This window comes from Erythrobacter sp. JK5 (assembly GCF_018205975.1).
Taxonomy (GTDB): domain Bacteria; phylum Pseudomonadota; class Alphaproteobacteria; order Sphingomonadales; family Sphingomonadaceae; genus Erythrobacter.
Genome location: NZ_CP073577.1, coordinates 881,040 through 901,929 on the forward strand (window position 1 = coordinate 881,040; position 20,890 = coordinate 901,929).

Genomic DNA, 20,890 nt, shown 5'->3' on the forward strand with positions numbered 1-20,890 from the left:
TTTGAAGGATGCACTATGCGGGCCGAGGCCCAAGCCCATATCGACCGGATCGAAGCAGCGCTCGGCCTGGTGCGCCAGTCGCTCGACTGGGAGCGCGCCCTGCGGCGCCTCGATGAACTCAATGCGCGGGTGCAGGACCCGACCTTGTGGGACGATCCCAAGGAAGCGCAGGCTGTCAGCCGCGAACAAAAGACGCTCAAGACCGCCGTCGACACGGTGCGGGAAATCTCCACCGAGATGGCCGACGCGATCGAGTTCATCGAGCTGGGCGAGGCCGAGGGCGAGGACAGCGTCGTCAAGGATGGACTGAAAAGCCTCGCGAAACTCGCCGACCGTGCCGATGCCGACAAGGTGCAGGCGTTGCTGTCGGGCGAGGCCGACGCGAACGACACCTATCTCGAAATCCATGCCGGTGCGGGCGGGACCGAGAGCCAGGACTGGGCCGAGATGCTGCTGCGGATGTATTCGCGCTGGGCCGAGCGACGCGGATTCAAGGTCGAAACGGTCGAATACCAGGCGGGCGATGCCGCCGGTATCAAGTCGGCGACGCTGCTGATCAAGGGCGAGAACGCCTACGGCTATTCCAAGACCGAAAGCGGCGTGCACCGGCTCGTGCGCATCAGCCCGTATGACAGCTCGGCCCGGCGGCACACATCGTTCAGTTCGGTGTGGGTCTATCCGGTGATCGACGACGATTTCGAGATCGAGATCGACCCGTCCGACCTTCGGATCGACACCTACCGCGCCTCCGGTGCGGGCGGACAGCACGTCAACACCACCGATTCCGCAGTGCGCATCACCCACCAGCCGACCGGGATCGTGGTCGCGAGCCAGAACGATCGCAGCCAGCACAAGAACCGCGCCACCGCGATGAACATGCTCAAGGCGCGGCTGTTCGAGCGTGAAATGGCCGAGCGCGAGGCCGCAGCGAGCGGCGAGTATCAGGAAAAGAGCGAGATCGGGTGGGGGCACCAGATCCGTTCCTACGTCCTGCAGCCATATCAGATGGTCAAGGACCTGCGCACCGGCGTGACGTCGAGCTCTCCCGACGCGGTGCTCGACGGGGCGATCGACGAATTCATTTCCGCCGCGCTGGCGCAGCGCGTCACGGGCGAAACGGTCGAGGTGGAGGACGTCGAATAATGCTGCTGCGTGGCGCGATGGCTGTTCTCCTGCTCGCTCTGACGGGCTGCGACCGCTTCGATCCCCCCAGCGACCGGCCAGCGACCGCGCTCGAATTTCCCGAGCCCGACCGCCCGGTCGCCGACATCATCTCGAACCAGTTTTCCAACGAAGACGCCCGCGACGAACGCAACGAGGCGCAGGTGGTGATGGACGTCGCCAATATCGAAAGCGGCATGACCGTTGCGGATATCGGCGCGGGCGAGGGCTATTACACCGTGCGGCTCGCGACGCGGGTGGGCGAAGACGGGCGTGTGCTGGCGCAGGACATCGATCGCGAGGCGCTGCAGCGGCTCGGCCAGCGGATCGATCGCGAGCGGCTCGAGAATATCTCGATCAAGCTTGGCCAGCCCGACGATCCGCAGCTGCCGGTCGACAGTTTCGATCGCATCTTCCTGGTGCACATGTACCACGAAGTCACCGAGCCCTACGCGTTCCTGTGGCGCCTGTGGCCCGCGCTGAACGAACAGGGGCAGATCATCGTCGTCGATGTCGATCGCCCGGTGAACCGCCACGGCATCCCGCCCGCGCTGCTGTTCTGCGAATTCGACGCGATCGGGTTCGAGCTGGTCGAGTTCATCGAGCGACCCGACATTCGTGGCTATATCGCGCGGTTCACGCGCGGGGATGCACGCACGGAGCCCGGTGCGATCAAGGTTTGCAGCAACGGCGGCTCAGACGGGTAGTCGGGCAGGTCCGTTCTCTGTCAACAGGTTGCACCGGGCGCGCGGGCAACCGAGTTATCCCGGCTTGGCGATCGGCTCGCCATGCGCTCTTTTCCTCGTCAATGCGCGGTGCTAGGCGCAGCCTCGAACACAGGGCACAAAGGTGAGGGGTACCGCCTGGAATGACAGATTTTCCAACCAGTTTTGACCGAGACGATCTGTTGAAATGCGCGCGGGGCGACCTGTTCGGCCCGGGCAACGCGCAATTGCCGGCGCCGCCGATGCTGATGATGGACCGGATCACCGAGATCTCCGGCGACGGCGGCGAACATGGCAAGGGCCACGTGGTCGCGGAGTTCGACATCACGCCCGACCTGTGGTTTTTCGAATGCCATTTCCCCGGCAATCCGATCATGCCCGGCTGCCTCGGCCTCGACGGCTTGTGGCAGCTCACCGGCTTCAATCTGGGCTGGCGTGGCTGGCAGGGGCGCGGCTATGCTCTGGGTGTCGGCGAGGTCAAGCTGACCGGAATGGTGCGGCCCGACCGCAAGATGCTGACTTATTACGTCGATTTCACCAAGGCAGTGCAATCGCGCCGTTTGACCATGGGGGTGGCCGATGGCCGGGTGGAGGCCGATGGTGAAGTCATCTATCAGGTCAAGGATATGAAAGTCGCCTTGTCGGAGGCGTGAGAGGACACAATGCGTCGCGTCGTCATAACAGGGCTGGGGATCGTATCCTCGATTGGCAACAATGCAGAAGAGGTGCTGGCTTCGCTCAAGGCGGGGCGATCGGGCATCACTTTCAACGAGGACATGGCCGAACACGGCTTTCGCTCGCAGGTCGCGGGGGCGGTGAACCTCGACGTAGCCGAGCATGTGGACAAGCGCACTTTGCGCTTCATGGGCCCTGGAGCGGCCTATGCCTACATCGCGATGGGTCAGGCGATCGCCGATGCCGGGCTGGAGGAAACGGACATCGTCAATCCGATGACCGGGGTGATCGCCGGATCGGGCGGACCTTCGACCTCGGCGATGTTCGCAGCGCATCAGACGGTTCTGACCACTGGAGCCACCAAGCGTATCGGTCCGTTCGCGGTGCCGAAGACGATGTCCTCCACCATCAGCGCAAACCTCGCCACCGCCTATCAGATCAAGGGGATGAACTTCTCGATCACCTCGGCCTGTTCGACCTCGCTGCACTGCATCGGCATGGCCGCGCAGCAGATTGCGCTGGGCCAGCAGGATGTGATGTTCGGAGGCGGCGGCGAAGAACTGGACTGGACGCTGTCGTGCCTGTTCGATGCGATGGGAGCGATGTCGAGCAAGTATAACGACACGCCCGCGCGCGCCTCCCGCGCGTTCGACGCCGACCGCGACGGGTTCGTGATCGGCGGAGGCGGCGCGATCGTGGTGCTCGAAAGTCTCGACCATGCGCAGGCGCGCGGTGCGAGGATCTATGCCGAGGTTACGGGCTTCTGCGCCACGTCCGACGGGGCCGACATGGTCGCGCCGTCGGGCGAGGGCGGTGAGCGGGCGATGCGCGGCGCGCTGCGGACGCTCGGCGAGGATCGCACGGTCAGCTATATCAACGCCCACGGCACCTCGACCCCGGTCGGCGATGTCGGAGAGATCGAGGCGGTGCGTCGGGTGTTCGGCGAAGGCGCTACACCGCCCGTCAGTTCGACCAAGTCGATGACCGGGCACAGCCAGGGCGCCACCGGCGCGCAGGAGGCGGTCTATTGCCTGCTGGCGCTCGAGCACGATTTCATCATTCCGTCGATCAATGTCGAGACGCTCGATCCGGCGCTGAAACCGGAGGAGATCGCCACCGCGTATGTCGAAAACGCCGGTCTCGATACGGTGATGACCAATTCGTTCGGGTTTGGCGGCACCAACGGCACGATGCTGTTGTCGAAGTTTCACGGGTGAAGCGACAGCGCCGGACCGATTGCCGGCGAGCGAGGTGAATGAAGATGGGCGTGCTTTCAGGAAAACGCGGGCTCGTGATGGGCGTGGCCAACGATCGCTCGATTGCCTGGGGTATAGCCAAGGCCTGCGCCGAGGCGGGCGCGGAACTGGCCTTTACCTATCAGGGCGAAGCGTTCGGCAAGCGGTTGGCTCCCCTGGCCCAAAGCGTCGGATCGGACTTCATGCTCGACGTCGACGTTACCGACGACGCGTCGCTCGATGCCGCCTTCGGCACTTTGCAGCAGCGCTGGGGCAGGCTGGATTTCCTGATCCACGCCATCGCCTATTCCGACAAGTCGGAACTCACGGGCCGCATCCTCGATACCTCGCGGGAAAACTTCAAGAATTCGATGGATATCTCCGCCTACAGCTTCATCGAGGTGGCGCGGCGCGCGCATCCGATGATGGTGGAACACGGCGGGACCCTGCTGACGCTGAGCTACATGGGCTCCAATCGCGTCACTCCCAACTACAACGTCATGGGCGTGGCCAAGGCGGCGCTGGAAGCGGCGGTGCGGTATCTCGCCAACGATCTCGGCCCCGAAGGCGTCCGCGTCAACGCGATCAGCCCAGGCCCGATGAAAACGCTGGCCGGCAGCGCGATCGGCGGGGCGCGCAGGACGTTCAAGCACACCGAGGCCAACGCACCTTTGCGCAGCAACGCGACGCTCGAAGCGGTGGGCGGCACGGCGGTCTATCTGTGTTCCGAAGCCGGGGCCTGCACCACCGGAGAGATCATCCGCGTGGACGGCGGCTTCCACGTGCTGGGCATGCCGCAACACGACAATCTCTGAGTCCCTGGGTCGAGCAGGATTGATCCGACATTGAGCAAACCACCGTCACTATGGCGATGGGCCAATGAGCTTGTCGCGGTGCCCAAGGTGCTGGCCGCGCCTTTTCGCAAGGCGGAAGCCCCAGTCCCGTTTGGGCAGGGACGACCGATCCTCGTAATCCCTGGTATGCTATCGGGAGACCGGGCAACCGCATTCCTGAGGGCAACGTTGCAACAGGCCGGGTTCGATCCGTCTGGGTGGGAGGAACCGTTCAACGTCACGGTCAGTGCGGATACGGTTGCGAGGGTCGAGCAACGCCTCAGCGATATTGCCTCGCTTGCGGATCAAAAGGTTATCGTGCTCGGTTGGAGCCTCGGCGGGATGTATGCGCGCCTGCTTGCCCATCGTCGGCCAGAATGCGTGGCCATGGTCATCACCCTCGGATCACCATTCTCTGGCAATCGCCGAGCCAACCATGCGTGGCGAATGTACGAACGGTTGAATCATCACAAGGTCGACGCTCCTCCGTTCCCGGAGGATATCTCCGCGAAGCCGCCGGTTCGCACTCTAGCCTTCTGGTCTCCTCGCGATGGAATTGTCGCTGCGGAGTGTGCGCGTGGAGACATCGATGAATCCGACCGGCAAATTGAATTGCCATTTCGTCATTTCGAACTGGGGTGTTCCCGGCGTGCCATCAGCAGGCTGATGGACGAACTGCGCACCGAACTGGCTTGAAGATCATTCCACCGGCATCACCTGTCGCTGGTCGGGTTTGCGGAAGTGCTGGTCGAGCACGAGATCGAGCATTCCCAGCGCCATCATCAGCATCGGCGAGGCATTGAGCGTGGCGGAAGCCTCGGACTGGGCAGCCTGACGCCGCAGCCGGCGGGCGTCGGTGGCGCTCGAACCGGGGGGCAGGTGGGCGTGGACCTGCGCCAGCGCGGCCAGCCCCTGGTCCACCCGTCCGACCGCCTCGGCGAATGAAATGCGACCATTCGCCAGAGCCTTCAGAGTTTCGCAGCGATAGGCACGGCAGGTTTCCGGGCGCTTGTCATACACCTTGCACACCGCGCCATCGAGCTGGGGGCAGGGCAGGGCGAAGCCGGCCTTGCCGTCCTTTTCGAGCACGGCGAGCCCCGCCTCGCGCTTGTCGGCCACCTCACGGGATTCGAGCGGCCCGTAGTCGAACAGCGCGCCGTTGCAGCACAGGCCGCACTGGACACAGAGCGTTTCGGGTGCTGGTTCGCCGGTCACACTGACCGCATAGCATCAATCGAAGTCGTATGCGCGCTCGCCGTGCGCCGCGATGTCGAGCCCCTCGGTCTCGTCGTCGTCGCTCACCCGCATCGGGAAGACGAGGCTCACCATCAGCGCGATGATCGCGCTGCCCACTGCGCTCCATACCGCGACCACGCCGATCCCGATCGCCTGCGCGCCGAGCTGGCTGGCCATGGTCGCACCGCCGAAATAACCGGTTCCGCCGAGTGCGGGCGCGAGGAACACCGCGAGCAGCAGCGTTCCCACCATGCCGCCGACACCGTGCACCGCGAACACATCGAGCGAATCGTCGATCTTCCAGCGCTGCTTCACCAGCTGGATCGCGCCGTAGCAGACCAGCGAACCGAGCACGCCGAACACGATCGCGGCGCCGGGCGATACGAACACCGCCGCCGGCGTGATCGTCGCCAGCCCGGCAATGGCACCGGTCGCCCAGCCTACGCTGGTGGGCTTGCCCACCATGATCCGCTCGGTCAGCAGCCAGGTCAGCGCTGCGGCGCTGGCAGCGATGTGGGTCGACAGGATCGCCGAGGCGGCATTGTCGTTCGCGCCGAGCGCCGATCCGCCGTTGAACCCGAACCACCCGGTCCACAGCAGCGCCGCACCGACCATCGTCAATGACGGAGCGTGGGGGAGCATCGGCTTGTCGGGAAAGCCCTTGCGCGGACCCAGCAGCAGCACCGCCACGATGACAGACACCCCGGCGGTGGTATGGACCACCAGCCCGCCGGCGAAGTCCAGCGTCCCGAACGTGCTGGCGAGCCAGCCGCCGCCCCACAGCCAGTGCGCCACGGGGGCATAGACGATCAGCGACCACAGGCCCGCGAAACCGAGCACCCAGGCGAACCGCGCGCGCTCGACCCAGGCGCCGACCATCAGCGCGGGGGCGATCACGGCAAAGGTCATCTGGAACAGGGCGAACGCGCTTTCGGGCACCGCAGTGCCGGGGCGGATCGTGCCGAGATCGGCCAGCATCAGCGCATTGCCGCCGCCGATCCAGCCATCGCTGACCTGTCCGAAGGCGAGGGTGTAGCCGAGGATGATCCACAGCAAGGAGGCCAGCGCGGCGATGCTGGCGCATTGCAGCACGACCGACAGCATGTTCTTCGCCCGCACGAGTCCGCCATAGAACAGCGCGAGACCGGGCAGAGTCATCATCAGCACCAGCGCCGATGAGGCGATGATCCAGGCGGTGTCGCCGGTGTCGCTGGTAGTCAATGCAGGGACCTGCGCAATCGCAGGGGCCGCCATCAAAGAGCAGGCGACCGCAGCCGGAACCGATATCGCACCGAAAAGTCTCACGCAGCGCTCCCCATCAAGGCGGTGCGCGGGTGTAAGACCAAGCCCCGAACGGCGGCAAGCGTGGGGGTGCCGCTTGTCCCCTAAATCAGTGCGGTCAGCACCTGGTCGGGCGGGCGGTGGCCATCGGCCCAGAACCGGATATTGGCGATCACCTTTTCCCCCGATGCCTCGCGCCCTTCGACCGTGGCGCTGCCGATATGCGGCAGGGTCATGACGTTGGGGTGCAGGATCAGGCGGCGATCGACGTTGGGTTCGTCGGGATAGACATCGAGCCCCGCACCCGCGAGCCGCCCCTCTTCGAGCGCCGCGATCAGCGCCTCCTGATCGATCAACTCGCCGCGCGCGGTGTTGATGATGCTGGCTTCGGGTTTCATCAGCGCGATCCGCCGGGCATCCATCATCCCGCGCGTTTCGTCGGTCAGCGGGCAATGCAGCGTCAGGATATCGGCCTCGGCCACCAGATCGTCGAGATCGGGCACGAAGCGCGCCTCGAACATACGCTCGACAGATTCGGGCAGGCGCTTGCGGTTGTAGTAGGCGGTCTTGAGCCCGAAGGCCCGCGCGCGGTGCGCGACCGCCTGCCCGATCCGGCCCATGCCCACGATCCCCAGCACCTTGCCGCCGATCTTGCGTCCGAGCAGGCCCGACGGCGCCCAGCCGGTCCATTTGCCGCTGCGAACCAGCCCAGTGCCTTCGCGGATACGGCGCGGAACCCCGATGATGCCGGCCATCGCGAGGTCAGCCGTGTCGTCGGTGAACACGCCGGGCGTGTTGGTGACGATGATCTTGCGTTTCGCCGCCGCCTCGAGATCGATATGCTCCGTGCCCGCGCCGAAATTGGCGATCAGCCTGAGCCGTTCGCCCGCCGCTTCGATCATCCCCGCATCTATCCGGTCGGTCACGGTCGGGACCAGCACGTCGCAATCCCGCATCGCCGCGATCAGCTCGTCGCGGCTCATCGGCCGATCGTCCTCGTTGAGCACCGCGTCGTACAGCTCGCTCATCCGCGCTTCGACCGAGGGCATCAGGTGACGCGTCAACACCACCCTGGGTTTGCCGGAAGGAAACTGCGGTGCTGCATCGGTCGGGGCCATGATGGGCGCGCTAATGGGTCTTGGGCCGCTCGGTCAAGGGCCGCTGCGTTCGGTTTGTGCCCGCGACCGTTCAAGGCGGCTTGATGCGTGCCCTCGGGCATGGTTATTGCGCTGTCGATGAACGCTCTTCGCCTGATCGCCGTTTCCGCCCTTGGCCTGCTGCTGGCAGCCGTAATCGTGCTCGATCCGGCGCGCGCGCAGGATCGCGAGGTGCCCTATTGGGCGTCGATCCGGTTCGACAAGGTCAACATGCGCGTCGGCCCGAGCAAGGAATACAAGATCGACTGGGTCTACAAGCGCAAGGGCTTGCCGGTGAAGGTGGTCCGTCTGCGCGAAGGCTGGCGGCTGATCCAGGATCCCGATGGCGCGCAAGGCTGGGTCGCGAGCAGCCAGTTGTCGCCCGACCGCTCGGCTCTGATCACCGGCGATGGGCTCGCCGACATGCGTGCTTCAGCCGATGCAACATCCGCCCTGCAATGGCGCGCCGAGCCGGGCGTTGTCGGCAAGCTGCTTCGCTGCGATGGCAACTGGTGCGAGATAGACGTTGCGGGCAGAAGCGGATGGGTCCTGCGTGACCGGCTCTGGGGCGACGAAGACCTCTAACGTGAAAGGGCGACCCAAGGCCGCCCTTTCTCTCACTTCTACTATCAACCCATCTAGATCGCGGGTGGTGCCGGTCGAACCGTCACCGGATCGCCTTCATCGGGTGTCGCTGTGAATGAGCCATCTTCCGCCGGTTCGCTTTCGGTAAAGCACATTGCGGTCGCGCCTTCATTCGTCGGCGTGAAGCAGGTCTTGCCATCGGCAACAGCCCAGTTACCTTCGGCAATAAGCGTTCCGTCGGAAGCGGTGTCGGAATAAGTTCCGTCCGCGTTTATCACTGTGGTCGTTTCCGAGCCATCTGCAGCTGTTGCGATATAGGTACCCGCAGGAGACCCGTTCGCAACTGTGGCCACAGCCGGTTCTTCGACCACCGTCTCCTCGGCAACTGGTTCTTCGGGAGCACTCGGCTGACAAGCCACCAGAATGCCAGTGCAAGCCAATGTAGCGAACTTCTTCATCGTCAATTCCCCATTTTCCGATGCGTCCCTGCGCGTCAGTTATCACGCCGGAGCCGAAATGACGAGGAGATTGGAACGCGTCAGACCAGCTCGACGGCGATTGCGGTCGCTTCCCCGCCGCCGATGCACAGGCTCGCCACGCCGCGCTTCTTGCCCTGTGATTTCAGCGCATTGAGCAGCGTCACCACGATCCGTGTGCCGCTCGCACCAATCGGGTGGCCGAGCGCGGTCGCACCGCCGTTGACGTTGATCCTGTCATGCGGAATTCCGATGTCGCGCATGGCGAACATCGCGACGCAGGCAAACGCTTCGTTGACTTCCCACAGGTCCACATCGTCGATCGACCAACCTGCGTGCTTGAGCACCTTTTCGATCGCGCCGACCGGCGCGACGGTGAAATCCTTGGGTTCGCGGGCGTGCGCAGCCATCGCGACCACCTTCGCAACCGGCGTGGCGCCCTTTTCCCGGGCGGTGCTTTCGCGGGTCAGCACAACCGCAGCCGCGCCGTCCGAAATCGAGCTCGAGGTTGCCGCCGTGATCGTGCCGTCCTTGGCAAAAGCCGGGCGCAGCTGCGGGATCTTGTCGGGCATGCCCTTGCCCGGTTGCTCGTCGACCTCGACCGTAACCTCTCCCTTGCGGGTCGCGAAGGTGACGGGGACGACCTCACCGGCAAAGGCACCGCTTTCGATCGCGGCGTTGGCGCGGCGCAGCGACTCGATCGAATACGCGTCCTGCTCCTCGCGCGTCAGCTGGTATTCGTTGGCGGTGTCCTGCGCGAACGTGCCCATCGCGCGGCCTTCCTCGTAGGCGTCCTCCAGCCCGTCAAGGAACATGTGATCGTAGGCCGTGTCGTGGCCGAGCCGCGCGCCCGAACGGTGCTTCTTGAGCAGGTAGGGCGCATTGGTCATGCTCTCCATCCCGCCGGCAACCACCGCGTCGACGGTCCCGCTGGCCAGCGCTTCGGCACCCATGATGATCGTCTGCATCCCGCTGCCGCAGACCTTGTTCACGGTGGTGGCCTGCACCGATTTGGGCAGGCCGGCCTTCACCATCGCCTGCCGTGCCGGGGCCTGACCCAGCCCGGCAGGAAGCACGCAGCCCATATAGGCGCGGTCGAAGTCTTCGCCCGAAAGGCCCGACCGCTCGACCGCCGCCTTGACCGCGGTCGCGCCCAGATCGGTGGCGGAAACATCCGACAGCGCGCCTTGCATCCCGCCCATCGGGGTGCGTGCATAGGAGAGGATCACGATCGGATCTGCGGCGGAGAACTGGGCCATAGCGGTTTCCTTGGGGTTGTGGAGAAGCGGTCGACTTCATCTAATGCTGCGCTGCGGCAATGGCAATCGCGGTCTGGACGCAACGGCTGCGAGCTTGTCACGACGGGCCGATTGCGCGAGAAGCATCGCAAATCGAAACGGGTTACATCTGGGAGAGAACCATGGCCGACGACCGTCGCGAAGAGCTCGAAGCAATCCTGAAACGCCAGCGTGCGGCGTTCACCGCGTCGCGGCCGGAATCGATGAACATGCGCAAGGACCGCATCAAACGCGCCATGGCGCTGCTGCGTGAGCATGGCGAGAACCTGTGCAGGGCGATGAGCGCGGATTTCGGCAATCGCGCGGTGGAGCAATCGATGCTCACCGATATTGCCGGGACGGTCGGCGCGGGAAAGCACGCGCTCAAGCACATGGACAAGTGGGCCAAACCGGACAAGCGGCCGGTGCAGTTTCCGCTTGGCCTGCTCGGCGCGAAAGCCGAGGTGCGGTATGAGCCCAAGGGCGTGATCGGTATCCTCAGCCCGTGGAACTTCCCCGTCAATCTGGCCTTCGCCCCGTTGATGCAGGTGCTGGCGGCAGGCAACCGCGCGATGATCAAGCCGAGCGAATTCACCGAGCGCACCAGCTTGCTGATGGCGGAGCTGGTGGAGGAATATTTCACCGCCGACGAAGTCGCAGTCATTACCGGCGGGCCAGAGGTCGCCGCTGCCTTTTCCGAGCTGCCATTCGATCACCTGGTGTTCACCGGATCGACCCCGACCGGGCGCAAGGTGATGGAGGCGGCGTCGAAGAACCTCGTGCCGGTCACGCTTGAACTGGGTGGCAAGTCGCCGGTGATCATGGGGCGTAGCGCCGACTTCGCCAAGGCGGGCGAGCGGATTGCGCTGGGCAAGATGATGAATGCCGGGCAGATCTGCCTCGCGCCCGATTACATGTACGTGCCCGAAGACAAGCAGGACGAAGCGGTCGCGGGCGTCGCAACCGGTGTGAAAAACATGTATCCCACTCTGCTCGAGAACGACGATTATGCCTCGATCGTGTCCGATCGCCACTTCGAACGGCTGCAGGGGCTGGTCGAGGATGCACGCGACAAGGGTGCCGAGGTGATCGAGGTCAATCCCGGCGAAGAAGATTTCTCCAACGCGAACCAACGCAAGATGCCGCTCAAGATCCTCAAGAACGTCAATGACGGGATGAAGGTGATGCAGGAGGAGATCTTCGGCCCGGTCCTGCCGGTGATGACGTACAAGGCGGTCGACCAGGCGGTCGACTACGTCAACGAGCACGACCGCCCGCTCGGCCTGTATTATTTCGGCGACGACCGGGAAGAGCAGGAACGGGTGCTGTCGCGCACGATTTCTGGCGGGGTCACGACCAACGACGTGATTTTCCACGTCTCGATGGAGGATCTGCCGTTCGGCGGGGTCGGCCCGTCGGGCATGGGCAGCTACCACGCGATCGAGGGCTTCAAGGAATTTAGCCACGCCCGCGCGGTCTATCACCAGCCCAAGATCGACATTGCGAAGCTCGGCGGGTTCAAGCCGCCTTATGGCAAGGCGACCGAAAAGGCTGCGGCCGGCATGATGAAATAGCACCGGGCGGAGCGGCGGCTCCGTTCGATTTGACGCAACAGCGATACGCAGTTTTGCCCGATTCGCGGTCTTGCGCGGGTCGGGCGAGGGGCCTAGTGGCGTGCTACTGGGATAAGCCAAGTGGAAATCGCCGTGATCGACCTCAGCCAGTATCTCCCGATACTGCTTTTCATTTTTATCGCACTGGGCCTGTCGGTGCTGTTCGTGTTCCTGCCGATGGGCGTGTCGCGCCTCACCGGGGTGCACAATCCGGATGCCGAGAAGCTGTCCGAATACGAGTGCGGCTTTCCCGCGTTCGAGGATGCACGCAGCCAGTTCGACGTGCGGTTCTATCTGGTCGCGATCAGCTTCATCATCTTCGATCTCGAAGCCGCGTTCCTGTTCCCCTGGGCGGTGAGCCTGGGCGAGACGCAATGGGTCGGATGGATCGGGATGATGACCTTCCTGTTCATCCTCGCGATCGGTCTGACCTACGAATGGAAGAAGGGAGCTCTGGACTGGGAATGAGCACTTCTTCGAACAGCACGATCATCACACCGCCGACCGCGCCGATCAGCGCGACCGAGGCGGCTGCAACCATGCCCACGGCCAGGGGCGGCGAAGTGAAGCAGCCCGATGCGGACTACTTCAACGCGCTCCAGACCGAGGTCAACGACAAGGGCTTCCTGCTCACCTCGACCGAGGACGTGTTCCAGTGGGCGCGCACCGGCTCGCTTTGGTGGATGACCTTCGGCCTGGCCTGCTGCGCGGTCGAGATGATCCACGTCAACATGCCGCGCTACGACATGGAGCGTTTCGGCGCCGCCCCGCGCGCGTCCCCGCGTCAGTCCGACCTGATGATCGTCGCCGGCACGCTGTGCAACAAGATGGCCCCGGCGCTGCGCAAGGTTTACGACCAGATGTCGGACCCGAAATACGTCATTTCCATGGGTAGCTGCGCCAATGGTGGCGGCTATTACCATTACAGCTATTCCGTGGTGCGCGGGTGCGACCGGATCGTGCCGGTCGACATCTACGTGCCCGGATGCCCTCCCACCGCCGAGGCGCTGCTCTACGGCGTGATGCAGCTGCAGCGGAAAATCCGCCGCGCCGGCACGATCGAGCGTTGAGGTCCGGACGATGGCCGTACTCCACTCCGCCCCCAAATTCGCCTCGAACGACGGCGTGATCGACGCGCTATCGGAAAGCATCAGCGTGTGGCTCGAGCGCGCGGAAGAGCAGCACGGCGAGATCATTCTCACCGTCAGGCGCGAGGCGATCGCGGACGTGCTGCAAATCCTGCGCGATGAGCACAAGTACCAGCAGCTGATGGAAATCGCCGGGGCCGACTATCCCGACCGCCCGGAGCGGTTCGAATGCGTCTACATGCTGCTCTCGCTCACCAAAAACCACCGCGTCATGGTGAAATGCTCGACCGACGAGACCACGCCGGTACCGACCCTCACGACGCTGTGGCCCAACGCGGGCTGGCTCGAACGCGAGGTGTTCGACATGTACGGCGTCACCTTTGCGGGCAACAAGGATCTGCGGCGCATCCTCACCGATTACGGTTTCGAAGGGCATCCCTTCCGCAAGGACTTCCCGATGACGGGCTACACAGAGCTGCGCTATTCCGAAGAGGAAAAGCGGGTGGTGTACGAACCGGTCGAACTTGCGCAGGACATGCGCACGTTCGATTTCCTCTCGCCGTGGGAAGGGTCCGACTACGTCCTGCCCGGCGATGAAAAGGCCGAAGGGGCGCCCCAGGTCGACAAGCCCAAGGTCACCGAAACGCCCGCCGATACCGGCGCGGGTGCCAAGGCCGAGGAAAATGCTGCGGAAGGCACCCGGGCGGTTCCGCCCGACATGGTCGAAATCGACATAGAAGATGACAAGGAGGGCGAATGATGCGCCTGACCCGGCTTGCAATGCTCGCGGCGCTGCCGCTGGCCGCGATCGCCTGCTCCGATGAGCCCGAGGCGACCGAAGAGAGTGGAGCTGAGGCCGAGACTGCGGTGAGCAAACCCAGCGCGCCGCCGCCCGCCTCGGTCGAATGGGGCGATGACGAAGGTTTCGCGGACGATCAATTGCCCGACGAGGAGTACGAGGACCTCGCCGAACAGGAAATGCCGATCGCGGGCGACGAGGAATTCGGCGGAAGCGAAGACGGCGGGCCGGCGGAAGACCAATGAGTATCGAGATCGAGGAGTCGCCGACCACCGAAGGCGACGTCATCACCAACTACACGATCAATTTCGGCCCGCAGCATCCCGCGGCGCACGGCGTGCTGCGGATGATCATGGAGCTCGACGGCGAAGTGATCGAGCGGATCGACCCGCATGTCGGCCTGCTCCATCGCGGCACCGAGAAACTGATCGAACACAAGACCTACCTGCAGGCGCTGCCGTATTTCGACCGGCTCGATTACTGCTCGCCGCTGTGCATGGAGCACTCCTACGTGCTCGCGATCGAGAAGTTGCTGAACCTCGAGGTGCCGATCCGCGCGCAGTATCTGCGGGTGCTGTTCGCCGAGCTGACCCGCATCTGCAACCACATGCTCAACATGGGCGCGCACGTGCTCGATGTCGGCGCGTTCACCCCGAACCTGTGGATCATGGACCTGCGCGAAGACTGCATGAACTTCTTCGAGCGGGCGAGCGGCGCGCGGATGCACTCGGCGTGGTTCCGCCCCGGCGGCGTGCATCAGGACGTGCCGGAAAAGCTGCTGGTCGATATCGGCGACTGGCTCGACAACCGCTTCTTCCAGCTGTTCGACGACGCGATGAGCCTCGTGATCGACAACCGCATCTTCAAGCAGCGCAATGTCGATATTGCCGTGGTCAGCCGTGACGACGCGATCGCCTGGGGCTTCAGCGGCCCGATGATCCGCGCGGCGGGCATTCCGTGGGATCTGCGAAAGTCGCAGCCTTACGATGTCTATGACCGAATGGAGTTCGACATTCCGGTCGGCACCAACTCCGATTGCTACGACCGCTTTATGGTCCGCGTGGCCGAGGTTCGCGAGAGCGCGAAGATCATCAAGCAGTGCATCCGCGACATGCCCCAGGGTCCGGTTGCCAGCACCGACGGGAAGGTCTCCCCGCCCAAGCGCGGCGAGATGAAGCAGTCGATGGAAAGCCTGATCCACCACTTCAAGCTTTACACCGAAGGCTTCCACGTGCCCGCGGGCGAAGTCTACGTCGCGACCGAGAGCCCCAAGGGCGAATTCGGCGTCTATCTCGTCAGCGACGGCAGCAACAAGCCGTATCGCTGCAAGATCCGCCCGACTGCGTTCAGTCACCTGCAAGCGATGGATTTCATGAGCAAGGGCCACATGCTCCCCGACGCGACCGCCATTCTCGGCGCGATCGATGTTGTGTTTGGGGAGTGCGACCGGTGAGGAATGCTGTGATCATTCCAGGGGCGTTGCTTGCTGCGCTCGTTTCCGCACCGGCGGTTTACGCCGAAGAGCAAGCGGACGTATCTTCTTGGCCGCTTTACGAGGGGGTGAATGCTTTTGTGTCCTCCCTCGAGAAAAGCAATCGTGACTCCGCTTCGGACCTGGTTGTACCGATGAAGAATGGTCCGCGAGGCACCCTGAAGATTCCGGAGCCGGAAACCGTTCTGTCGACACTTCTTGGCTGCGAGTCCTACGGCAAGAAGTATTCTCGGGGCGATTTCCCGGGCGTCATTACACGCTGGCAGTGCGGAAAGGAACACTACTCCCTTTGGCTTCGACCTTCCTATGACGGTCAGCCCGGCAAAGTGCAGCTCACGCAGTTCGGCCCATATTCGAACGCGCAACTTCACGGTCGCGATAACGCCAATGGGGAGAATACGGATGGCTGACCGCACACCCGCACCCGATACGCCCGAGCTGCGCGCACGCTGGGGTTCCTTCGCATGGACCAAAGCGAACAAGGCGCAGGCGGACTATCACATCGCCAAGTACCCTGAAGGCCGCCAGAAATCGGCGGTGATGCCGCTGCTCGACCTGGCGCAGCGTCAGGTCGGCGAAGAGACCGATACGCAGGGCTGGCTGCCGCTGCCGGTGATCGAATATGTCGCCGCTTATCTCGACATGCCGGTGATCCGCGTGCTTGAGGTCGCGACGTTCTATTTCATGTACAACTTGAAGCCGGTCGGGAAATTTCACGTGCAGGTCTGCGGCACGACGCCGTGCATGCTGCGCGGCTCCGATGACATCATCAGCGCCTGCAAAGCGCGCGGGATGAAGAAGGGCGAGGTGTCCGAAGACGGCCTCTGGACCCTCACCGAAGTCGAATGCATGGGCAATTGCGCGACCGCGCCGATGGTCCAGATCAACGACGACAATTACGAGGACCTGACGCCGGAACGGCTCGACGCGGTGCTCGACGCGCTAGCGAAGGGCGAGCAGCCCAAGGCGGGCACGCAGGAGCCGGGGCGGCACACGTCCGAGCCCAAGGACGGCCCGACCACGCTCAAGGAAATGGTCGACGCCAACCACGATTACCGGGGCGAGTGGTAGTCCCTTATGGAAATCCTCTCGCTCCTCCTCGCGCTCGGCCTCGCCTTCATCGCCTACAAGGTGTTGATGGGCGTGATCCGTATTGGAGTGATCATCGCGATCATCGCCGTGCTGGGCTACCTCTATTCGAGCGGAGCGCTCGCAGGGGGCGGCGCGTGAACGGCGGCACCATAGCTTTGATGATCGCCGGACTGGTCGGCTTTGCCGGCGGCGCGATGATCGCCGCCACCGGCAGCCGCGAAGTCGGAATCGCGATGATGGTGATCGGACTGGTCATGCAGGTGCTGACACTGCGCCAGCTCAAGGCCGCGAAGAAAAAGGAAAGCAGCGATGCTCGCGGATAAGGACCGCATCTTCACCAATGTCTACGGCTTCCAGGACTGGGGCCTGAAGGCAGCGCAGGCACGCGGCGATTGGGACGATACCAAGGCGCTGATCGCGCGTGGGCAGGATTCGATCATCGACGAGATGAAGGCATCGGGCCTGCGCGGGCGGGGTGGGGCAGGCTTCCCCACCGGTCTCAAATGGTCGTTCATGCCCAAGGAAAGCAGGGATGGTCGCCCGAGCTTCCTCGTCATCAATGCCGACGAATCCGAGCCCGGATCGTGCAAGGACCGCGAGATCATCCGCCACGATCCGCACAAGCTGATCGAAGGCGCATTGGTCGCCGGTTTCGCGATGCGCGCGCGTGCGGCCTACATCTACATTCGCGGCGAATATATCCGCGAGGCCGAGACGCTTCAGGCGGCGATCGACGAGGCCTACGATGCCGGTCTGATCGGCAAGAATGCCAGCGGTTCGGGCTACGATTTCGACGTGTTCATGCACCGCGGTGCGGGTGCCTATATCTGCGGCGAAGAGACCGCGATGATCGAAAGCCTCGAAGGCAAGAAGGGCCAGCCGCGTCTCAAGCCGCCATTCCCGGCGGGCGCGGGTCTCTATGGCTGCCCGACCACGGTCAACAACGTGGAATCGATCGCGGTGGTCCCCACGATCCTGCGGCGCGGCGGTAGCTGGTTCGCCAGCTTCGGGCGCGAGAACAACGCCGGGACAAAGCTGTTCCAGATCAGCGGCCATGTCGAACAGCCCTGCGTGGTCGAGGAAGCGATGAGCATCCCTTTCCGCGAGCTGATCGAGAAGCATTGCGGCGGCATTCGCGGCGGGTGGGACAATCTGTTGGCAGTAATCCCCGGCGGTTCCTCGGTCCCGCTGGTCCCGGCCGAGCAGATCATGGATGCGCCGATGGATTTCGACGGGCTGAAAGAGCTCGGCTCGGGCCTCGGCACGGCAGCGGTGATCGTGATGGACAAGTCCACCGATATCGTCCGCGCGATTAGCCGCATCAGCTATTTCTACAAGCACGAATCCTGCGGCCAGTGCACGCCCTGCCGCGAAGGCACCGGGTGGATGTGGCGCGTGATGGAGCGCTTGCGTACTGGTGATGCCGCGATCGAGGAAATCGACATGCTGCACGAGGTAACCAAGCAGGTCGAAGGCCACACGATCTGCGCACTCGGCGACGCGGCGGCATGGCCGATCCAGGGTCTGATCCGCCACTTCCGTCCCGAGTTGGAAAAGCGCATCCACGAGCACAACGCCCAATTCGCGGAGGCGGCGGAGTGATGCGCGGCGCTACTTTTCATCGTCATTGCGAGGAGCGAAGCGACGCGGCAATCCAGAGCCGCCGCGCGATACGCTCTGGATTGCTTCGCTACGCTCGCAATGACGAGAGAATGATGGAGGCTGCGGAATGAGAACGCTGCCCGCCTTTGTAATTCTAGCCAGTATGGTTTCTGTTCCAGCGTCGGCTTGCATATCCGCAACCCCAACGGTCGAGGCTTGGGGGCGCTGCGCTTATCAGGTTGCGTACAAGACCTCCGATCATCGGTTCATGCTCAGCATGGCGGATGCAGTCAAAAGGGGAAAGAAGCTCAAACCGGCGTCGATGCCGCGTTGGCGCGAGATCGAAAGCCGGATTGTTGCACGTTGCGGTGCCTACGAGGACGTGGCCAAAGTCGACAGCAAGATTTTCGCAGACGAGACGCAGATGTTCGTTCCAAAAGACCAATTTGAAGCGATTAGAAATACCTACGAGATCGACAGGTTGGTGAAAGCAGATGCCTAAAGTCACCGTAGACGGCGAAGAGATCGAGGTCCCGGCAGGCGCGACTGTGCTGCAGGCGTGCGAGCTTGCGGGCAAGGAAATCCCGCGCTTCTGCTATCATGAACGGCTGAGCATTGCAGGCAATTGCCGCATGTGCCTGGTCGAAGTGAAGCCCGGCCCGCCCAAGCCGCAGGCCTCCTGCGCGCTGCCCGCCGCCGATAACCAGGAAATCCGCACCGACACGCCGATGGTCAAGAAGGCGCGCGAGGGGGTGATGGAGTTCCTGCTCATCAACCACCCGCTCGACTGCCCGATCTGCGACCAGGGCGGCGAATGCGACCTGCAGGACCAGGCGGTGGCCTATGGGCGCGGCGGTTCGCGTTACGAGCGCGAGAACAAGCGCGCGGTGACCGAGAAGTATATGGGCCCGCTGATCAAGACGATCATGACCCGCTGCATCCACTGCACCCGCTGCGTCCGCTTCTCCGAGGAGATCGCGGGCGTGGACGAGATCGGCGCGCTCTATCGCGGCGAGGACATGCAGATCACGACCTATCTGGAGCAGGCGGCGTCGCATGAACTCAGCGCCAACGTGATCGACCTGTGCCCGGTCGGCGCTTTGACGTCACGCCCCTACGCCTTCGAGGCGCGCCCGTGGGAGCTGAAGCGCACGCTCAGCATCGATGTGTCGGACGCGGTTGGCGCCAATATCTCGCTGCATTCCAAGGGCCGCGAAGTCATGCGCGCACTCCCGCGCATCAATGACGACGTCAACGAGGAATGGCTCAGCGACAAGGGTCGCTACCAGGTCGACGGCCTGACCAAGCGGCGGCTCGACAAGGTGTTCGTGCGCAAGGGCGGGAAGCTGCAGGCATCGAACTGGAACGAAGCCTTTGACGCCATTTCGTCGCATCTTGGCTCCAAGAAATCGTCCATCGCGGCTGTCGCAGGCGACATGCTCGATTGCGAGACGATGTTTGCCGCCAAGACCCTGCTGAAGGCATGCGGCAGCGACCTCGTCGAAGCGCGGCAGACCGGCATGACTTACGACGTGTCGAACCTCGCGGCGGTGAACTTCAACTCGACGCTGGCGGGGATCGAGACCGCCGATTGCATTCTGATCGTCGGCAGCCACGTTCGCTGGGAAGCCGCGCTCGTCAATGCGCGCCTGCGCAAGGCGGCGAAGAACGGCGCGAAGGTCTATGTGATCGGCCCGGCATGGGAGACGACCTACCCGGCGACCTTCCTCGGCGAAGACCTCAAGGTTTTGAACCGCGTGCCCAAGGACTTCGGCGACGCGATGAAGGCGGCCGAGCGTCCGGCGGTGATCCTTGGCGGCGCGGCCTTGGCGCAGGGCGCGCTCGGCGCGGCGCTCAAGCTGGTCGACAAGTTCGGCCTCGTGAAGGATGGGTGGAACGGCTTCAACGTGCTGCACATGAGCGCGGCGCGGATGGGCTCGCTGATGCTCGATTTCACTGTCGAAGGCGGCATGGCCGACCTCGCAGCGGCTAGCCCAAGGTGCTGCTCAGCCTCGGCGCGGACGAGATGGATTACGAACCCTTCGCCGACAGCCTCAAGGTCTATATCGGCCACCACGGCGACACAGGCGCCCATGCGGCGGACGTGATCCTGCCGGCGGCGAGCTATGCCGAGAAGGACGGGACCTACGTCAACACCGAAGGCCGGGTGCAGTTTGCGGAGAAAGCGGTGTTCGCACCGGGTGACGCGCGCGAAGACTGGACGATCCTACGCGCGCTGGCCGATGCGCTGGGCGTGAGCGTCGGGTTCGACAGCTTTGGCGAGTTGCAGAGCAAGATGATCGTAGAAGTCCCTGCGCTGGGTGAGGAAGGCCTGGCAGATTACGGAGCGCTGCCCAAGGCGGACAGCGGCGCAAAGTTCGAAGGCGCGATCAGCGCCTACCCGATCGCCGATTTCTACCTCACCAACCCGATCGCCCGTGCGAGCGCGGTGATGCAGCAATGCTCGGCCGAGCTGCTGCACGCCGACGAGATCAAGGAGGCGGCGGAGTGATTTCGATGCCCTGCACAATTTCCTGCGAACGCAGGAATCCAGCTTCCAACCTCGCAGCTAGGCTCCTGCTTT

General features: G+C 63.8%; 24 protein-coding genes and 1 pseudogene. 20 read left to right on the forward strand and 5 right to left on the reverse strand.

Annotation, left to right across the window (positions count from 1 at the left end):
- Positions 1 to 15 precede the first annotated feature (15 nt).
- The 6 genes from prfB (at position 16) to KDC96_RS04285 (ending at position 5,325) form a co-directional block, all read left to right on the forward strand.
- On the forward strand, positions 16 to 1,143 hold the full coding sequence (prfB, locus tag KDC96_RS04260; RefSeq protein WP_212450974.1) for a peptide chain release factor 2: 1,128 nt from the start codon (positions 16 to 18) through the stop codon (positions 1,141 to 1,143).
- Positions 1,143 to 1,868, forward strand: coding sequence for a class I SAM-dependent methyltransferase (locus KDC96_RS04265; protein WP_212450977.1), 726 nt, complete (start codon positions 1,143 to 1,145; stop codon positions 1,866 to 1,868). The genes prfB and KDC96_RS04265 overlap by 1 nt, the downstream gene beginning before the upstream one ends.
- A 161-nt stretch (positions 1,869 to 2,029) precedes the next feature.
- Positions 2,030 to 2,539, forward strand: coding sequence for a bifunctional 3-hydroxydecanoyl-ACP dehydratase/trans-2-decenoyl-ACP isomerase (fabA, locus tag KDC96_RS04270; RefSeq protein ID WP_212450979.1), 510 nt, complete (start codon positions 2,030 to 2,032; stop codon positions 2,537 to 2,539).
- A 9-nt stretch (positions 2,540 to 2,548) separates the two neighbouring features.
- Positions 2,549 to 3,778: a beta-ketoacyl synthase N-terminal-like domain-containing protein gene (locus KDC96_RS04275; protein WP_212450981.1), complete on the forward strand. Its 1,230-nt coding sequence runs from the start codon at positions 2,549 to 2,551 to the stop codon at positions 3,776 to 3,778.
- 38 nt (positions 3,779 to 3,816) lie between these two features.
- Entirely contained in the window at positions 3,817 to 4,611 is a 795-nt protein-coding gene (locus tag KDC96_RS04280; RefSeq protein WP_249171917.1) for an enoyl-ACP reductase, read from the forward strand.
- A gap of 78 nt (positions 4,612 to 4,689) precedes the next feature.
- Positions 4,690 to 5,325, forward strand: coding sequence for an alpha/beta fold hydrolase (locus KDC96_RS04285; protein WP_249171918.1), 636 nt, complete (start codon positions 4,690 to 4,692; stop codon positions 5,323 to 5,325).
- A gap of 3 nt (positions 5,326 to 5,328) precedes the next feature.
- Here KDC96_RS04285 and KDC96_RS04290 read toward each other — a convergent pair whose 3' ends face one another.
- The 3 genes from KDC96_RS04290 to KDC96_RS04300 form a co-directional block, all read right to left on the reverse strand.
- A complete protein-coding gene (locus KDC96_RS04290) occupies positions 5,329 to 5,844 on the reverse strand; it encodes a YkgJ family cysteine cluster protein (RefSeq protein WP_212450983.1) in 516 nt (171 codons plus the stop codon).
- Between the two features lie 15 nt (positions 5,845 to 5,859).
- A complete protein-coding gene (locus tag KDC96_RS04295) occupies positions 5,860 to 7,119 on the reverse strand; it encodes an ammonium transporter (RefSeq protein WP_212452387.1) in 1,260 nt (419 codons plus the stop codon).
- A 131-nt stretch (positions 7,120 to 7,250) separates the two neighbouring features.
- Positions 7,251 to 8,264 (reverse strand): D-glycerate dehydrogenase, encoded by a 1,014-nt coding sequence (locus tag KDC96_RS04300; RefSeq protein WP_212450985.1) that lies wholly within the window; start codon positions 8,262 to 8,264, stop codon positions 7,251 to 7,253.
- Positions 8,265 to 8,381: 117 nt separating this feature from the next.
- Here KDC96_RS04300 and KDC96_RS04305 point away from each other — a divergent pair, with 117 nt between their 5' ends.
- Positions 8,382 to 8,867 (forward strand): SH3 domain-containing protein, encoded by a 486-nt coding sequence (locus KDC96_RS04305; RefSeq protein WP_212450986.1) that lies wholly within the window; start codon positions 8,382 to 8,384, stop codon positions 8,865 to 8,867.
- Between the two features lie 53 nt (positions 8,868 to 8,920).
- Here the strand turns inward: KDC96_RS04305 and KDC96_RS04310 are convergent, their stop codons facing one another.
- Together KDC96_RS04310 and KDC96_RS04315 are read right to left on the reverse strand one after the other, a co-directional pair.
- Positions 8,921 to 9,325 (reverse strand): hypothetical protein, encoded by a 405-nt coding sequence (locus tag KDC96_RS04310; protein WP_212450988.1) that lies wholly within the window; start codon positions 9,323 to 9,325, stop codon positions 8,921 to 8,923.
- 80 nt (positions 9,326 to 9,405) lie between these two features.
- On the reverse strand, positions 9,406 to 10,602 hold the full coding sequence (locus tag KDC96_RS04315) for an acetyl-CoA C-acyltransferase (RefSeq protein WP_212450990.1): 1,197 nt from the start codon (positions 10,600 to 10,602) through the stop codon (positions 9,406 to 9,408).
- Between the two features lie 161 nt (positions 10,603 to 10,763).
- Here KDC96_RS04315 and KDC96_RS04320 point away from each other — a divergent pair, with 161 nt between their 5' ends.
- The 13 genes and pseudogenes from KDC96_RS04320 (at position 10,764) to nuoG (ending at position 20,818) form a co-directional block, all read left to right on the forward strand.
- Positions 10,764 to 12,194, forward strand: coding sequence for a coniferyl aldehyde dehydrogenase (locus KDC96_RS04320; RefSeq protein ID WP_212450992.1), 1,431 nt, complete (start codon positions 10,764 to 10,766; stop codon positions 12,192 to 12,194).
- 132 nt (positions 12,195 to 12,326) lie between these two features.
- Entirely contained in the window at positions 12,327 to 12,701 is a 375-nt protein-coding gene (locus tag KDC96_RS04325; protein WP_212452397.1) for an NADH-quinone oxidoreductase subunit A, read from the forward strand.
- A gap of 71 nt (positions 12,702 to 12,772) precedes the next feature.
- Positions 12,773 to 13,303 (forward strand): NADH-quinone oxidoreductase subunit B family protein, encoded by a 531-nt coding sequence (locus tag KDC96_RS04330; RefSeq protein WP_212452395.1) that lies wholly within the window; start codon positions 12,773 to 12,775, stop codon positions 13,301 to 13,303.
- A 10-nt stretch (positions 13,304 to 13,313) separates the two neighbouring features.
- Positions 13,314 to 14,081, forward strand: a complete 768-nt coding sequence (locus KDC96_RS04335; protein ID WP_212450994.1) for an NADH-quinone oxidoreductase subunit C — start codon at positions 13,314 to 13,316, stop codon at positions 14,079 to 14,081.
- The gene (locus KDC96_RS04340) at positions 14,078 to 14,365 is read left to right on the forward strand and encodes a hypothetical protein (protein WP_212450995.1); all 288 of its coding nucleotides are present in this window, start codon (positions 14,078 to 14,080) and stop codon (positions 14,363 to 14,365) included. Before KDC96_RS04335 ends, KDC96_RS04340 begins: the two co-directional genes overlap by 4 nt.
- Positions 14,362 to 15,573, forward strand: a complete 1,212-nt coding sequence (locus KDC96_RS04345; protein WP_212450997.1) for an NADH-quinone oxidoreductase subunit D — start codon at positions 14,362 to 14,364, stop codon at positions 15,571 to 15,573. The genes KDC96_RS04340 and KDC96_RS04345 overlap by 4 nt, the downstream gene beginning before the upstream one ends.
- 8 nt (positions 15,574 to 15,581) lie before the next feature.
- Complete coding sequence (locus KDC96_RS04350) at positions 15,582 to 16,022, forward strand: hypothetical protein (RefSeq protein WP_212450999.1); 441 nt, start codon at positions 15,582 to 15,584, stop codon at positions 16,020 to 16,022.
- Complete coding sequence (gene nuoE / locus KDC96_RS04355) at positions 16,015 to 16,683, forward strand: NADH-quinone oxidoreductase subunit NuoE (RefSeq protein WP_212451001.1); 669 nt, start codon at positions 16,015 to 16,017, stop codon at positions 16,681 to 16,683. The genes KDC96_RS04350 and nuoE overlap by 8 nt, the downstream gene beginning before the upstream one ends.
- A 6-nt stretch (positions 16,684 to 16,689) precedes the next feature.
- Complete coding sequence (locus KDC96_RS04360; RefSeq protein WP_212451003.1) at positions 16,690 to 16,842, forward strand: hypothetical protein; 153 nt, start codon at positions 16,690 to 16,692, stop codon at positions 16,840 to 16,842.
- A complete protein-coding gene (locus KDC96_RS04365) occupies positions 16,839 to 17,027 on the forward strand; it encodes a hypothetical protein (protein WP_212451005.1) in 189 nt (62 codons plus the stop codon). The genes KDC96_RS04360 and KDC96_RS04365 overlap by 4 nt, the downstream gene beginning before the upstream one ends.
- On the forward strand, positions 17,014 to 18,306 hold the full coding sequence (gene nuoF / locus KDC96_RS04370; protein ID WP_212451007.1) for an NADH-quinone oxidoreductase subunit NuoF: 1,293 nt from the start codon (positions 17,014 to 17,016) through the stop codon (positions 18,304 to 18,306). The genes KDC96_RS04365 and nuoF overlap by 14 nt, the downstream gene beginning before the upstream one ends.
- Before the next feature lie 127 nt (positions 18,307 to 18,433).
- On the forward strand, positions 18,434 to 18,808 hold the full coding sequence (locus KDC96_RS04375) for a hypothetical protein (RefSeq protein ID WP_212451009.1): 375 nt from the start codon (positions 18,434 to 18,436) through the stop codon (positions 18,806 to 18,808).
- Positions 18,801 to 20,818: pseudogene (gene nuoG, locus KDC96_RS04380) on the forward strand (NADH-quinone oxidoreductase subunit NuoG). Before KDC96_RS04375 ends, nuoG begins: the two are co-directional and overlap by 8 nt.
- Positions 20,819 to 20,890 lie beyond the last annotated feature (72 nt).

What these genes read in the sequence shown, in the direction of transcription:
- KDC96_RS04310 (WP_212450988.1), bottom strand. Translation starts at nt 9,325, where the DNA reads ATGAAGAAGTTCGCTACATTGGCTTGCACTGGCATTCTGGTGGCTTGT.
- KDC96_RS04340 (WP_212450995.1), top strand. Translation starts at nt 14,078, where the DNA reads ATGATGCGCCTGACCCGGCTTGCAATGCTCGCGGCGCTGCCGCTGGCC.
- KDC96_RS04305 (WP_212450986.1), top strand. Translation starts at nt 8,382, where the DNA reads ATGAACGCTCTTCGCCTGATCGCCGTTTCCGCCCTTGGCCTGCTGCTG.
- KDC96_RS04315 (WP_212450990.1), bottom strand. Translation starts at nt 10,602, where the DNA reads ATGGCCCAGTTCTCCGCCGCAGATCCGATCGTGATCCTCTCCTATGCA.
- KDC96_RS04280 (WP_249171917.1), top strand. Translation starts at nt 3,817, where the DNA reads ATGAAGATGGGCGTGCTTTCAGGAAAACGCGGGCTCGTGATGGGCGTG.
- KDC96_RS04360 (WP_212451003.1), top strand. Translation starts at nt 16,690, where the DNA reads ATGGAAATCCTCTCGCTCCTCCTCGCGCTCGGCCTCGCCTTCATCGCC.
- KDC96_RS04265 (WP_212450977.1), top strand. Translation starts at nt 1,143, where the DNA reads ATGCTGCTGCGTGGCGCGATGGCTGTTCTCCTGCTCGCTCTGACGGGC.
- nuoF (WP_212451007.1), top strand. Translation starts at nt 17,014, where the DNA reads ATGCTCGCGGATAAGGACCGCATCTTCACCAATGTCTACGGCTTCCAG.
- prfB (WP_212450974.1), top strand. Translation starts at nt 16, where the DNA reads ATGCGGGCCGAGGCCCAAGCCCATATCGACCGGATCGAAGCAGCGCTC.
- fabA (WP_212450979.1), top strand. Translation starts at nt 2,030, where the DNA reads ATGACAGATTTTCCAACCAGTTTTGACCGAGACGATCTGTTGAAATGC.
- nuoE (WP_212451001.1), top strand. Translation starts at nt 16,015, where the DNA reads ATGGCTGACCGCACACCCGCACCCGATACGCCCGAGCTGCGCGCACGC.
- KDC96_RS04375 (WP_212451009.1), top strand. Translation starts at nt 18,434, where the DNA reads ATGAGAACGCTGCCCGCCTTTGTAATTCTAGCCAGTATGGTTTCTGTT.
- KDC96_RS04345 (WP_212450997.1), top strand. Translation starts at nt 14,362, where the DNA reads ATGAGTATCGAGATCGAGGAGTCGCCGACCACCGAAGGCGACGTCATC.
- KDC96_RS04335 (WP_212450994.1), top strand. Translation starts at nt 13,314, where the DNA reads ATGGCCGTACTCCACTCCGCCCCCAAATTCGCCTCGAACGACGGCGTG.
- KDC96_RS04330 (WP_212452395.1), top strand. Translation starts at nt 12,773, where the DNA reads ATGCCCACGGCCAGGGGCGGCGAAGTGAAGCAGCCCGATGCGGACTAC.
- KDC96_RS04295 (WP_212452387.1), bottom strand. Translation starts at nt 7,119, where the DNA reads ATGGCGGCCCCTGCGATTGCGCAGGTCCCTGCATTGACTACCAGCGAC.
- KDC96_RS04300 (WP_212450985.1), bottom strand. Translation starts at nt 8,264, where the DNA reads ATGGCCCCGACCGATGCAGCACCGCAGTTTCCTTCCGGCAAACCCAGG.
- KDC96_RS04275 (WP_212450981.1), top strand. Translation starts at nt 2,549, where the DNA reads ATGCGTCGCGTCGTCATAACAGGGCTGGGGATCGTATCCTCGATTGGC.
- KDC96_RS04320 (WP_212450992.1), top strand. Translation starts at nt 10,764, where the DNA reads ATGGCCGACGACCGTCGCGAAGAGCTCGAAGCAATCCTGAAACGCCAG.